General features: G+C 43.7%; 13 protein-coding genes. 6 read left to right on the forward strand and 7 right to left on the reverse strand.

What is annotated here, in order from left to right:
* The first annotated feature begins 189 nt into the window (after positions 1-189).
* The 3 genes from AC0VYG_RS14540 (at position 190) to AC0VYG_RS14550 (ending at position 3,207) form a co-directional block, all read left to right on the forward strand.
* A complete protein-coding gene (locus AC0VYG_RS14540; RefSeq protein ID WP_475428686.1) occupies positions 190-1,224 on the forward strand; it encodes a TRAP transporter substrate-binding protein in 1,035 nt (344 codons plus the stop codon).
* A 95-nt stretch (positions 1,225-1,319) separates the two neighbouring features.
* On the forward strand, positions 1,320-1,877 hold the full coding sequence (locus AC0VYG_RS14545) for a TRAP transporter small permease subunit (protein ID WP_067343449.1): 558 nt from the start codon (positions 1,320-1,322) through the stop codon (positions 1,875-1,877).
* Positions 1,870-3,207, forward strand: a complete 1,338-nt coding sequence (locus AC0VYG_RS14550; RefSeq protein WP_475428687.1) for a TRAP transporter large permease — start codon at positions 1,870-1,872, stop codon at positions 3,205-3,207. The genes AC0VYG_RS14545 and AC0VYG_RS14550 overlap by 8 nt, the downstream gene beginning before the upstream one ends.
* Positions 3,208-3,415: 208 nt before the next feature.
* On the opposite strand, the gene sohB is transcribed toward AC0VYG_RS14550, so the two are convergent.
* A complete protein-coding gene (gene sohB, locus AC0VYG_RS14555; protein WP_475428688.1) occupies positions 3,416-4,456 on the reverse strand; it encodes a protease SohB in 1,041 nt (346 codons plus the stop codon).
* 147 nt (positions 4,457-4,603) lie between these two features.
* Between sohB and nhaB the strand changes: the two genes are divergently transcribed.
* Positions 4,604-6,103, forward strand: coding sequence for a sodium/proton antiporter NhaB (gene nhaB, locus AC0VYG_RS14560; protein WP_475428689.1), 1,500 nt, complete (start codon positions 4,604-4,606; stop codon positions 6,101-6,103).
* 85 nt (positions 6,104-6,188) lie between these two features.
* On the opposite strand, the gene dnaQ is transcribed toward nhaB, so the two are convergent.
* Genes dnaQ through AC0VYG_RS14575 form a run of 3 tightly spaced genes read right to left on the reverse strand, consistent with a single transcriptional unit; the run spans position 6,189 to position 8,082 of the window.
* Positions 6,189-6,905, reverse strand: coding sequence for a DNA polymerase III subunit epsilon (dnaQ, locus tag AC0VYG_RS14565; RefSeq protein WP_475428690.1), 717 nt, complete (start codon positions 6,903-6,905; stop codon positions 6,189-6,191).
* Positions 6,902-7,345: a ribonuclease HI gene (rnhA, locus tag AC0VYG_RS14570; RefSeq protein WP_199474545.1), complete on the reverse strand. Its 444-nt coding sequence runs from the start codon at positions 7,343-7,345 to the stop codon at positions 6,902-6,904. Before rnhA ends, dnaQ begins: the two co-directional genes overlap by 4 nt.
* A complete protein-coding gene (locus tag AC0VYG_RS14575; protein WP_475428691.1) occupies positions 7,342-8,082 on the reverse strand; it encodes a class I SAM-dependent methyltransferase in 741 nt (246 codons plus the stop codon). Before AC0VYG_RS14575 ends, rnhA begins: the two co-directional genes overlap by 4 nt.
* A 105-nt stretch (positions 8,083-8,187) precedes the next feature.
* Between AC0VYG_RS14575 and gloB the strand changes: the two genes are divergently transcribed.
* Positions 8,188-8,961, forward strand: a complete 774-nt coding sequence (gene gloB / locus AC0VYG_RS14580) for a hydroxyacylglutathione hydrolase (RefSeq protein WP_475428692.1) — start codon at positions 8,188-8,190, stop codon at positions 8,959-8,961.
* A 54-nt stretch (positions 8,962-9,015) separates the two neighbouring features.
* On the forward strand, positions 9,016-10,680 hold the full coding sequence (locus tag AC0VYG_RS14585; protein ID WP_475428693.1) for a lytic transglycosylase: 1,665 nt from the start codon (positions 9,016-9,018) through the stop codon (positions 10,678-10,680).
* Between the two features lie 72 nt (positions 10,681-10,752).
* Here the strand turns inward: AC0VYG_RS14585 and ppnP are convergent, their stop codons facing one another.
* From ppnP to AC0VYG_RS14600, 3 genes are all read right to left on the reverse strand, one after another.
* A complete protein-coding gene (ppnP, locus tag AC0VYG_RS14590) occupies positions 10,753-11,043 on the reverse strand; it encodes a pyrimidine/purine nucleoside phosphorylase (RefSeq protein ID WP_475428694.1) in 291 nt (96 codons plus the stop codon).
* A 45-nt stretch (positions 11,044-11,088) separates the two neighbouring features.
* Positions 11,089-11,976 (reverse strand): transcriptional regulator GcvA, encoded by an 888-nt coding sequence (gene gcvA, locus AC0VYG_RS14595; protein ID WP_067015426.1) that lies wholly within the window; start codon positions 11,974-11,976, stop codon positions 11,089-11,091.
* Positions 11,977-12,101: 125 nt separating this feature from the next.
* Complete coding sequence (locus AC0VYG_RS14600; protein ID WP_475428695.1) at positions 12,102-13,451, reverse strand: DEAD/DEAH box helicase; 1,350 nt, start codon at positions 13,449-13,451, stop codon at positions 12,102-12,104.
* Positions 13,452-13,506 lie beyond the last annotated feature (55 nt).

Consider the following 13,506-nt stretch of genomic DNA (forward strand, 5'->3'; position numbering starts at 1 on the left):
AATATTTACTTGAACATTTACTTGAACATTTACTTGAACATTTAATTAAAAATATGCTTTTATAAAAATGCATTATAACTCCCTCTCAGGCGAGTCGAATTAAAGTTCAAATAAAAATTATTGCGGATCAAACCGCCAAATGCAGCTCAAACTATCTCTAGATAGTGAGCACCGTCAAGGAGACCCCCAATGCCTTACAAGCCATTAGTAACTGCATTTCTTTCATCCATTGCCCTAATGGGATCCATCGAAGCTAGTGCTTCCACAGTCCGTCTAGATATTCAAAGTGCCTGGCCTCTTACACTACCTGCCAGTGGACAAAGTGCTCAGCATTTAGCTGACAGACTCAAAGCCACCTCAAAAGACATAAGAGTAAAACTTTATTCAGCGGGAAAACTGGTTTCACCGCTAGAAATCTTTGATGCGGTTCAACAAGGAACTCTTGATGCTGGCTACACATCACCACTCTACGTTGCCGGACGATTCCCTGCTCTACAACTTTTTGGCGGCGTACCATTTGGCCCACCAGCATTAGAGTATTTGGATTGGATTTATAACGGCGGCGGCTTAAAAATATGGCGTGATATATATGCCAAACAAGGCGTTGTGACCGTCCCATGTGGCTTAATGGATTCTGAAGCTGGTGGCTGGTATAACTTCGAAATCAACACTCCGAATGATTTAAAAGGCAAAAAAATTCGATTCGCAGGACTGGCTGGTGAAGTAATGAAAAAAGCTGGCGCGTCAGTTGTACTACTTGGTAGTGGCGATATCTACCCTAATCTAGAACGTGGCGTCATAGATGGAACGGAGTTTTCCATGCCTGCGATTGATGCTGCAATGGGCTTTGAAAAAGTTGCCAAATATTACTATTTACCCGGCTGGCATCAACCTGCAGCAATCAATGAGCTCATTATTAATAAGCGCAAATGGGACTCTATGAGTGCAGCCCAACAAGACCTAATTGAAGATACTTGTCGTGAAACTCAACTATGGACAATCTCTTCTACCACTATCGCCAACGCCGAAGCCATTAAGAAATTCAAAGCCGCAGGTACCAAAATCAAATCATTCCCTCCTGCCGTTCTAGCCGCCTTCAAAAAAAGCACAGACGAAGTCATGAGTGAAGAAGCAAGCAAAGATGCAGATTTCAAACGCACCTTAGACTCACTCAATAGCTATCGTAAAAAAGTGTCTTTATGGACTGAATATAAAGGTAATTAAAGCCTAATAAAACCGAGCATCGCCCTCAGTAATGCTCGGTTTTATCTTTAACACCTGCTACCTATCCTCATCACACATGATCGGAGTATTTCTTGATGCGCTGCGTAAACTCCATTGTTAAAAAAATTGAAGCCTTATCTGTTGCTATCGGCAAAGCGGGCTCTCTCATTTTGCCTATTCTCATCATTACCATCTTGGTTAATGTGATATTACGCTATGTGTTCAATATCGGCTTGGTGGAATTAGAAGAAGTACAATGGCACCTAAATGCTATAGTGGTCATGTCCTGCTTGGCTTACACCTATCAAGTTGATGAACACATTCGCGTTGATATTTTTCATTGTAGGTTCAGCCCTAAGCGCCGAGCTTGGGTCGAGATTCTTGGCATTTTATTTTTGTTTTTCCCCTATATTATTCTCGTCTCATGGCATGCATGGGAAATGGCCAGCTATTCTTGGTCATTACGTGAAGGCTCCCCAATGCCTTCTGGCTTACCCGCTCGCTACCTTATCAAAGGCGTTATGGCCCTTGGATTAAGCCTTTTAGCACTCCAAGGTGTGGCTATTCTGCTACACAATGTAGCTTTTTTGATCCAACCCAACAGCACATCCACACCATCAACTCCAGTGAATAAAGGGACGCATCATGAGTGAGTTATTCGTTTTTCTACTGTTTTCCATCTTTATGCTCATCCTCTTTTCAGGATTTCCAGTTGCCTTTATTTTAGGTGGTGTCGGGGTATTATTTGCCACTTTAGGCAGCATCCTTGTCTCATTTAACATATACGACGTAGCAGAATTACGCACCATTGGGTTTGTCGCTAACCGAACATTTTCCACTATTTCAAGCTATTCTCTCATTCCCATGTCAATGTTTATTTTTATGGGATTCATGCTTGATCGCTCCGGAATTGCTGAGCGCTTAATTGGAGCAATGCGTCGTGTCTTAGGTAAAACCCCCGGCGGATTGGCTATCGCCGTGGTCTTGATTGGCGTCGTACTGGCTGCTTCTACTGGTATTATTGGGGCATCTGTGGTTTTGCTTTCCACCATAGCTTTACCCACTATGTTTAAAGCTGGCTACGCCAAATGGATCAGCGCTGGGACCGTCGGAGCAACAGGCTGTCTGGGCATTCTTGTTCCACCTTCTATCATGCTGGTTGTGATGGGAGATCAGTTACGAATCCCTGTTGGTGACCTGTTTATGGGGGCTATCATTCCAGGGCTGTTACTCGCAACCAGTTTCGTAGTTTTTATCTTTATTTATGCCCTGCTTAAACCCGCTAATATGCCTAAACTTGCTTTAGATGAAGAGAGCAACATAAGTAAATTCGACATTATTTTAGACATATCTAAAGCATTATTTGCACCACTCCTATTAGTGTTAACGGTATTAGGCTCCATCATTGCAGGTATTGCTTCACCTACAGAAGCGTCTGGGATTGGTGCAGCTGGCGCCACCTTTTTGGCTTGGAGCTCTGGCCGATTAAAATGGCTGGATTTACGTATCGTCTGCTATCAAACAGGTCGATCTGTCGCCTTCTTATACGCACTTATTTTTGGTGCATCCTGCTTCTCTGTCGTCTTACGTGGTTACGGTGGCGATGAAGTGATTGAAAACGCGCTTCACGCCTTACCATTGAGTCCGGAAGGTGTGTTGTTCTGCGTTATTTTCATCATATTTCTATTAGGCTTTTTCTTAGATTGGATGGAAATCGTCTTGATCGTAGCCCCTCTGGTTATGCCAATTTTAGTAAATTTTGGCTTTAATCCGGTATGGGTAGCGATTCTAATGGCCTTGTGTCTGCAAACATCCTTCCTGACACCTCCCGTTGGAATGGCACTGTTCTACATACGAAGTGCAGCGAGCAACATCAGCATGGCTGAGATATACAAAGGCGCAATCCCTTTTGTCATGCTGCAACTATTAACGCTAACCATCGTCGCCCTTTACCCATCATTGGTTACTTGGCTGCCGAACTAAGAGATTGATATGGGCGAATACATCTTTGATGATTCGCCCTTCTGATAAGAAGAAATTCTTGAAAGATTTAGATAACTTCATGGTGATGCAAACTCAAGAAAGTACACCATCCTAATGATTATAAATAAATGAGTCATCGGGTACGAACCTCGGCGCACCCAATGACTCTATACAAAGGCTAAATGATAGTAAGACTGCTCAGTCAACCTTAATAGCCTCGAGACTGGATCACTTTACTGATCCAAGCGACGGCTTTTTGCTCAAAGGCAGAAAACAGAGACAGGCCTAAACGCTCACTCATGGCCTTACGCTGTTTATAAGCAATATGAATAACATCTGCTTGCTCATAATGAGAGACGAGGTAGGCATCACTGGTCATCACTTGGTCCACCAGCCTATTATCTACCGCTTCGGAACCATACCATGTGTCACCAGTAGCAATCGCATCGATGTCCAACGACGGACGTTGTGTCGACACAAAACGCTTAAACAAATCATGGGTGTCTTCTAAATCTTGTTTGAACTTTTCACGACCTTCGTCTGTGTTTTTACCCAGCATGGTCAGCGTACGTTTGTAACGACCCGCAGTATGTAACTCAACATCGATCATATTTTTATCTAACAAGCGATGGACGTTAGGAATTTGCGCCACAACACCAATAGAACCCAAGATAGCAAAAGGCGCAGCGATGATCTTATCGGCCACACAAGCCATCATATAACCACCGCTGGCGGCGACTTTATCCACACATACCGTCAACGGGATGTTAGCTTCACGGATACGTTGTAACTGAGAGGCCGCCAAGCCATATCCATGCACCATACCACCACCACTTTCTAGGCGAACCACCACTTCATCTTCAGGGCGAGCAACACTCAAAATCGCCGTGATCTCTTCACGCATAGTGGTCACCGCTGAGGCTTTGATGTCACCATCGAAATCCAATACATAAAGACGTTTTTTTATGTTCTCTGCATCGAGTGAATGCATTTTTTTATGCGTTTTCTTCTCCTCTTTTTTCTGTTTTTTGCGTTCTTTGGCTTTCTCTTTCAACGCTTTTTTATCTAACAATTGCTGATCCAGCTCTGATTTCATCTGATCATAGCTGTCATTTAGCTTAGAGACAGAGAGACGTCCAGAACGAGATTTGCCTTTACTGTTGCTTATCATGGCCAGCACCACACCAATCGCAATCACGATACTAGCGAGTTTTAATAAAAAACCTGCATAATCTGTCAAAATTTCCAATATTCTCTTCCTCTAACGTGGTAAGTTCTTGATGATATTGGGGCAAATGGAAAAAATAGCAACATCTAGCGTAAGATTATGAGCGAATAAGCTATTATCCACTGAATAAGAATTGTATATGCAACGAGCACATCAAAGGAGCAACGAATGAAAGGCACTCTTTCACAAGCATTTGGTCAGAACTTTCTTGGGGGGTCACCCCTTTGGTACAAACAAGTCATTATCGCCTTTCTTATCTTAAATCCATTGTCACTAGCCCTGCTTGGTCCGTTTGTGACAGGCTGGCTATTAATTGTTGAGTTTATATTTACCCTTGCCATGGCACTAAAATGCTACCCACTTCAACCAGGGGGACTGATTGCCATTGAGGCGGTCATGCTAAATCTGACCAGCTCTGAAGGGGTTTACCATGAAGTAACAAGCAATATTGAAGTCATACTGTTATTGATGTTCATGGTGGCGGGCATCTACTTTATGAAAGATATGCTGCTGTTTATTTTTAATAAACTCTTAGTGAAGGTTCGATCTAAAATTGCCATTTCGTTATTTTTCAGCCTTGCCGCCGCTTTACTGTCCGCTTTTTTAGATGCGTTAACAGTGACCGCCGTATTGATTAGTGTCAGTATTGGGTTCTACTCGGTTTACCATAAAGTAGCTTCAGGACAGCCCAGCGACAAATACGACCACACTAATGACGATACTATCTTGCCAGTCAATGCTAATGATCTAGAGCAATTTCGTTCTTTTTTGCGCAGCCTCTTGATGCACGGCGCCATCGGCACCGCTTTAGGTGGCGTTGCAACGTTAGTAGGGGAACCACAAAACTTATTGATAGCCAAAGTCGCTGGTTGGGATTTTATTGAATTCTTCCTGCGCATAGCTCCAGTTTCTATCCCTGTGTTGATTATGGGACTGCTCACTGTCATCGTATTAGAAAAGATGTCTTGGTTTGGCTATGGTGCTACGTTACCTGAGAACGTTCGCAATATTTTGCAAAACTTCGAAGAAGAAGAGTCCAAAAAAAGCACACCGAAACACAAAGCACAGATAGTCATACAAGGGATCGTTGCGGTGCTATTAATCTTCGCACTGGCTTTTCATGTTGCAGAAGTGGGGCTGGTTGGTTTGATGGTCATCGTCTTATTAACAGCCTTTAATGGCATAATAGAAGAGCATCGTATTGGTCATGCTTTTGAAGAAGCCCTGCCCTTTACGGCGCTATTAGTGGTGTTTTTTACCATTGTGTCTGTCATTCACTCTCAACATCTTTTTCAGCCGATTATTGATGCGGTTTTGCATATGCCAACCCATTCTCAACCCCTCATGTTCTTTATTGCGAATGGCCTCTTATCGGCGATTAGTGATAACGTTTTCGTCGCAACGGTTTACATCACAGAAGTCAAAGCCGCTTTGCAGTCTGGCATGATCAGTCTTGAGCACTTTAATACTCTTGCCGTCGCCATTAATACAGGCACAAACTTACCCAGTGTTGCCACGCCAAATGGTCAAGCCGCTTTTCTATTCTTGCTGACTTCTGCCATTGCTCCACTGCTACGCCTTTCTTATGGAAAAATGGTCTGGATGGCCTTGCCTTACACGGTTATCTTAAGTGTGACGGGAGGGTTATGTGTGACTTACTTACTGTAAAAGAGCACGTGAATCAATGAGTTAACCAAAAATCCCTCTGTTACCACAACAGAGGGATCTAGGGGACTAAAATAGAATAGAACGGCTAATGCTCTATACGCCATAAGGCTTGACCGGACTTTTTCTCTATCAAGTCCAAACGTTCCTCATGCATTTTCAACTCATTTTCATTGGCTCGAATGACTTTTAACACTGGACGATCAGAACTGAGTCGATAGATGGTTCCACCCGTATCATCGTTTCTTTTAGAATCCTGCTCCGAACTGCTGCTTAATCCCAAACTGGTTTGCCCACCCGTCATTAACAGGTAGACATCCCCTAAGATCTCAGAATCTAACAAAGCCCCGTGTAATTCACGATGCGAGTTATCAATACCATAACGCTTACACAAAGCATCAAGGCTATTTTTCTGGCCAGGGTGTTTTTTACGGGCGTACACCAAACTATCAAAAACATCGCAAACGTCTGCAACCTTGGGATACCCCCCTAGCAGGGAGAACTCATGATCGATAAAGCCAATATCAAACGGCGCGTTGTGAATGATTAATTCCGCTCCTTTGATAAAATCAAAAAACGCTTGCGCAACATCACGAAATCTCGGTTTATCGGCCAAAAACTCATTACTGATACCGTGGACTTTAAACGCTTCTTCTTCCACTTCGCGATCTGGGTTAATGTAAACATGAAAGTGGTTATTGGTCAGTTTGCGATCTACCATTTCGACGCAACCGATTTCAATAATGCGATGGCCCTGCTTAGGGTCAATGCCTGTTGTTTCTGTATCCAGAATAACTTGTCTCATGATTTCGCTCTCAACTCTTCAATACCCTGATTTGCTAATTGATCCGCAATTTCGTTACCTTCAATGCCAGCATGACCTTTTACCCATTTCCAGGTTACATCATGAAACTGACACAGCTCATCTAAGGCTTGCCACAAATCCTTATTTTTCACAGGCTGCTTTGAGGCCGTTTTCCAGCCTTTTCGCTTCCAGCCAGCCAGCCATTCCGTAATGCCTTTTTGTACATACGATGAGTCAGTATAAAGCGTGACTTGGCATTTTTCTTTAAGGGCTTTTAGCCCTTCAATGGCCCCCATTAACTCCATACGATTATTGGTCGTATCACGCTCGCCGCCACAAAGGCGTTTTTCATGCTGACCAAAGGTGAGCCAAGCGCCCCAGCCACCAATACCTGGGTTGCCTTTACAAGCCCCATCGGTATATAAAATAACGTTTTTCACTCTTTCATTCCTTTTGTTGTCGGCTTAGTAAAGGGTGGCACATGCACTCTTGCCGTTTTCCAACGAGGCTTTAATGGTATATAGCGTGGTGTCAACTTGGTAGCCGTCATAATGTAAACCCCACCAAATGGAAGCTTTAACGGTTTTAGCAAATACCGGACCCAAGCAAAGCGCCGACGCCAACAACTGTTATGAAATGGCGGCTCAAAAGACACAAAGCGCTTATTATCTAATGACAATCCTGCGACTTTTAACCAATCCTCTAAGCGCCGATGATTTATAAAGCGAGCATTCCAAGGTGCGCCCGCACGCTTTGAGAAAAAACGCCGCAGCCCCCACAAACTCCATGGATTAAAACCCACTATGATTAATTTACCGCTTGGCAACAAGGTTCTTGCCGCTTCGCGAAGGTCATCGTGAGGCATTAAAGACAAATCGAGCGTATGGTGCATCACATGCACATCAATTCCATCCGATTCAAAAGGTAGTTCATTCGACTTCGCGACAACGGTATTTTTAGGCGCTCCTAGTTCAAGCTCTGGCGCAATCACCATCGTTTCACGCAAACGATGGCTCTCAAGAGCAATATTTTGAAGCGGGGATTGAATCACCAAATAATAACCCACCTCATGATCGATCTCCCTTTCTACCTCGGTTACTTCAATCTGACGAAGATGCTGCCCAAGATCGCTTTCATACCAAGCTTGAAACAATTGTCTTGATTGCTCATCCAACATACAATGAAATCTCTAATTAATTTTGGCGTTATATTCAGCAAAACATGGAGACACATAAGCACCCATGTGCCAATGCCCATAACACGAAATAAGGATAGGGTGACAATGACACTGATTCCACTTCACGCTTTTAATGACAATTATATCTGGATAATCAAAGAGAAAGATAGTTCACAGGTCTGGGCCGTCGATCCAGGTGATGCGAGTGTCGTCCTCCAATATTGCCAACAAGAGACCTTAACCCTATGTGGCATTCTCATTACCCATCATCATCACGATCACACAGGTGGTGTTGCTGAGTTAAAATCTCATTTCAATTGCGACGTATTCGGACCAGAACACCTCACACACCTCGTTACACATCCTGTCTATGAGGGCGATAGCGTTTCCATTTTCTCTCGTCAGTTTAGCGTGTTAGAGACACCTGGACATACTCTGGACCACCTGTGTTATTTTTCCGGCTCTGACACCCCTATTCTTTTATGCGGCGATACCCTTTTTCGAGGAGGTTGTGGACGAATCATGGAAGGCACACCAGAGCAAATGCTTGCCGCGATGAATAAATTGGCCAAGTTGCCTGACAACACACTCGTCTATTGTACCCACGAATATACCCTGGCAAACTACCGTTTTGCAGAACACCTTGATCCAAACAACCTTATACTGCAAAAAACAAAAAAAATCTGTGAAGAAAAAAGAGGAAATAACCAAGTCACTTTACCCAGTGAAATGGGCCTCGAAAAATCGACCAATCCGTTTCTAAGGACTGATTCTACTCACATTATTGAGCATGCCGCACTACAACTTGGTGAAGAAATCGCCCAAGATCCAGCGTCTGCATTTAGTCAAGTAAGGCGGGCAAAGGACACTTATGGTTGATTTAAAATACCACATCTTTAAAATGTTGCGACTTTTAATCAATTTGTGATAGCTATGAGTAAAAATTTTTTTTGGGTTTTGTTGATAAGCCTATTACTAACGGGTTGCCAAACAGCCTCCAATATCCAGAATGGCAGCAGCAAAACAGACCTTGAAGCTGACGCAGATTCAGATGCCACACCTGCCGATGTTAACAAAATCGGTTTCATCGATACGGTTCCACCTGTTTCGCCTGATGACAATGACACCTCTTCATCAACTCAAGACGTTGATACATCCACATCCAAACAAAAAGCGAGCAAACCACAACCCCCCAAAAATCTTTGGACCAGAATTCGTAACGGTTTTAAGCTTAACCTAAATGTTAATAAACCTCGGCTATCCTCTCAATTACGCTGGTTTAGCTCTCATCCTGGCTATCTTGATCGTGTTTCAAAACGTGGTGAACGCTATTTATACTATATTGTGACTCAACTGCAAAAAGCTCACATCCCAACAGAAATAGCGCTCTTACCGATTGTTGAAAGCGGCTTTGACCCCTTTGGCTACAGTCATGGACAAGCCTCTGGGCCTTGGCAATTTATCCCTTCAACTGGGCGCATATACGGTTTAGATCAAGACTGGTGGTATGATGGACGACGCGACATCATCGACTCTACCCATGCCGCCATTGCCTATCTAACTCGACTCCACAAAATGTTTCATGGTCATTGGTTATTGGCATTAGCAGCCTATAACTCAGGTGAAGGAACGGTGTTAAACGCAATACATAAAAACGAACGGGAAGGCAAACCAACCGATTTCTGGGCCTTGGACTTACCGAAAGAAACCCGTGCTTATGTACCTAAACTGCTTGCTCTGGCTAAAATCATTAAGGATCCTGCCAAGTACCATTACAAGCCTATTTTTATTCCAAACAAACCCTATTTTGAAAGCGTGAATATTGGCGGACAACTTGACCTTGCTCAGGCGGCCAAAATGGCTGACATCAGTATTGACGAGGTGTACTTGCTAAACCCTGCGTTCAATCAATGGGCTACCGCACCAAATGGTCCCCATAGACTGCTGATACCCGTAAAAAAAGCAGCCCTATTTCGGGCCAACCTAGCGAAGATACCGAAAAAGGATCGAGTAACATGGGTTCGCTATCGCGTGGAAGCGGGCGATAATTTACGGGCCATTGCTAAGAGTCACAACACGACAGTCAATGTCATAGAAGATGTCAATAAAATGTCCTCCACATTGATTCGTGTCGGCCAAGAGCTGATGATTCCTGTGGCGGGTAATAAGATCAGTAGTTACACTCTAAGCTCACATCAACGCTTGCTCGCCAAGCAAGACAGAGCACCAGGTCGTAATCGCATCAAAATCAACTACACCGTTCAACCAGGCGATAGTTTATGGGCGATATCCAATAAATACGATACCAACTCAACAACTCTGGCTCGCTGGAACAATATGGGGTTAGCGGATCCATTACGTCCTGGAAAAAAACTGGTCATCTGGCTTGAACCAAAACGACAAGCTAACAGTAGCAATCGTAGCATTATTAAAAAGGTCGTCTATACGATTCACCCAGGTGATTCTTTAGCGATGGTCGCCAATAAATTTAAAGTGACCTTAAATGAAATTAGAAAGTGGAACCCTGAAGTCGGCAAACAAAAATACGTTCAGCCCGGTGACAAAGTGACATTGCTAGTCAATGTGGTTGGTGGCTAAGCCACTCTTTAAGCATAAAAAAGGCTGATTAAATCAGCCTTTTTTATGTTTGCCATATGCTGTATATGTTATTTATTCGTAGCGGCAAAGATAGGCAGTGGCCTGCTTCACTTGAAGTGAAAAAGTTTGATTCGCTTCCGCCATAAAACCCTCGCCTTTAGAAAACGTTCTCCAATCGTCTTCATCCGGTAATTTTACCGTCAGCTCACCAGAGACCACGGTAATATATTCTCTTTTGCTGGTCCCAAACTCATAATCTCCCACCATCATCACACCGACAGTGGACACCCCTTCTTGGTTTTCCAAAGCAATGGACTTCACCTGATCATCGAAATAACTATTTACTGTTAGACCTTTACTCATGCTTACAACCACTCCATTCAACGAATAACAACAATGTAAAACTTGCTAATTACCAACCATCTCTTCGATAATCCATTCTTTAAAAGCCAGCATAGCAGGTGTCACACTACGCCGCTTTTCATACACTAAATAGAAAGAACGCGCGGTCACTAAAGGCTGATCAAACAATACCTTAAGCGTACCCGCTTCAATCTCGGGCATGACCAACTCCACATTCGATAAAGAAATACCCAATCCCTGAGCCGCCGCACCAGCCGTCAAAGACCCACTGGAGAACATCAAACCGCGACGGAATACTTTCGGGTCTAAGCCATTCTGCTTAAGCCAATCATGCCATTCGTCCTTACGTTTCGTCACATGTAATAAAGGGTAAAAACGCATATCTTCAGGAGTGTTGATCGGTTTATCAGCACGAATCAGTTTAGGATTACAAACTGGCGATAATTTAGCAGGCGTTAGGAAATGAGATTCCACATCATCCCAATCACCATAACCAAAATACACCGCCATATCGATATCGCCAGCCGAGAAATCAATCAATCCCGTCGACGAACTGATTTCAATCTCTATATCTGGGTATTGTGATTGAAAGCGCTCCATCCGAGGCATTAACCATCGAGTTAAAAAGGCAGGCGCTACCGCTAAACGAAGTGAGCCGACCCGCTGTGAGCTTTTAAGCTCTGCCGTGGCACTTTCTAATTGCTCAAATATGCGTTTAATTGGCTTAAGATACGCTTCGCCGGCATCGGTTAAAATCACTTTTCGCTTCGTGCGACGAAACAATTCGACCCCAAGAAACCCTTCTAATCCTTTAATTTGATGGCTTATCGCAGAAGGTGTAACGGATAATTCTTTAGCCGCTTTATTAAAACTGCCATGACGCGCAGCAGATTCAAAACACTTCAATGAGTTTAGTGGCGGTAAACGATTAATAGGCTAATCTCCAATAATGTCTTAGTTAACAAATAGCTGGTATTAGGTTGATCTGTCAATAAATCAACCCTCCAGACAGCCGTTTTGCAACAAGAGCCAATCATAACGCCAACAAAAAGTCGTCTTTAAGACTCTTCGTCATCCTGGGTCGTTTGTTGCGTTGAAAAACGCTTGGGCGGCAATTTGAATGCCTCAAAACCATCTTGGGTATTATCATGGAACTTACCCTTGGTGGGAGCCGCCTTACGAGGCATTTTCTTCACCGTTTTCGCTTTCTTCGCGGGGGCTTTTTTCGCCTCTTTTTTAATAGGCTTTTCTGGCTTAAGACCTTTAAATTTAGCTTCTAGGCCCTCAATAACCTCCACGGAAAACTGGCGCTGCAAAAAGGTTTCAATCGCTTTGAAGTTGAGCCAATCTTTGGGGCCTACTAGAGAGTATGCATCCCCCTTAAAACCCGCTCGCCCTGTTCGTCCCGTACGATGAACAAATTCTTCCGCTTGCTTTGGCAAATCAAAATTAAACACGTGGGAGACACTGGCAATATCCAAACCACGAGACGCCAAATCCGTACTAACCAGCACGGTAAACTGCCCCTTTGAAAAGCTTTCCATCACCTTATTTCGAGCACTTTGTGATAAATTGCCATTTAAAGCACGCGTAGTTAACCCCCACCCTTCGATCATTTCGGCTAAACGAACGGTATCACTTTTTGTTGCAGTAAAGACAATAGCCTGCTTAATTGTCTGGGTGGTTAATAGGTGCTTTAACATATCTTGTTTATGATCAAGGTGATCACACAAATAAACATGCTGTTCAATGTCTTTATGTTCATCGTAACCTTGGCCGATTGCCACTCGTGAAGGCTCTTTCAATAGCTCTGAAGCAATGGTATTAACGTCAGTATTATCCAGTGTGGCCGAAAAAAACAAGGTTTGTCTTAATCGATGGTTCGCCGCAGCGTTAATCGCACGCATCGCGTCAGCAAACCCCAGATCCAACATACGGTCCGCTTCGTCCAATATCAGTAGCTCCAGCCCTTCTAAAAACACATGGCGATGCTTAATGTGATCCGCTAAACGACCTGGAGTCGCAACGACAAAATGCGGATCTTTTTGCAGTGATTTGTGCTGATCGTTAAAATTTTCACCGCCCTGAATCAAGATAGACGAAAAACTCGTTCCCGCTAACAACAAGCGCAACTGACTATAGACCTGTTTTGCGAGCTCCCGCGTTGGCACTAACACGACCACTCGCGGATCCCGCTTTGATAGCGCTCGTGTTTTATAAACACGATGCAACGCTGGCAACAAATAGGCCAGCGTTTTTCCTGAACCGGTTTTCGAGGAAGCCAGCAAATCCCGCCCGACCATCGCCTCAGGCATGGCGCGAGCCTGTATTTCCGTTGCTTCTTCAAAGCCCATATGCGCGATGGACTTCATAATACGATTATCAAAACCAAATTCTTTAAATAACAAGTAACCTTCCTCTTTAAGACATGACATACATGTGTTTGACACACGTTAGTTTTGC

The sequence above is a fragment of the Marinomonas sp. 63XJN7_7_ISO-PGPR-S23-202 genome, from assembly GCF_056173505.1.

Excerpts from the sequence above, each read along its gene's own strand:
- ppnP (WP_475428694.1), bottom strand. The coding sequence starts at position 11,043 with ATGAGTAAAGGTCTAACAGTAAATAGTTATTTCGATGATCAGGTGAAG.
- AC0VYG_RS14575 (WP_475428691.1), bottom strand. The coding sequence starts at position 8,082 with ATGTTGGATGAGCAATCAAGACAATTGTTTCAAGCTTGGTATGAAAGC.
- gloB (WP_475428692.1), top strand. The coding sequence starts at position 8,188 with ATGACACTGATTCCACTTCACGCTTTTAATGACAATTATATCTGGATA.
- AC0VYG_RS14550 (WP_475428687.1), top strand. The coding sequence starts at position 1,870 with ATGAGTGAGTTATTCGTTTTTCTACTGTTTTCCATCTTTATGCTCATC.
- nhaB (WP_475428689.1), top strand. The coding sequence starts at position 4,604 with ATGAAAGGCACTCTTTCACAAGCATTTGGTCAGAACTTTCTTGGGGGG.
- AC0VYG_RS14540 (WP_475428686.1), top strand. The coding sequence starts at position 190 with ATGCCTTACAAGCCATTAGTAACTGCATTTCTTTCATCCATTGCCCTA.
- AC0VYG_RS14585 (WP_475428693.1), top strand. The coding sequence starts at position 9,016 with ATGAGTAAAAATTTTTTTTGGGTTTTGTTGATAAGCCTATTACTAACG.
- AC0VYG_RS14545 (WP_067343449.1), top strand. The coding sequence starts at position 1,320 with ATGCGCTGCGTAAACTCCATTGTTAAAAAAATTGAAGCCTTATCTGTT.
- dnaQ (WP_475428690.1), bottom strand. The coding sequence starts at position 6,905 with ATGAGACAAGTTATTCTGGATACAGAAACAACAGGCATTGACCCTAAG.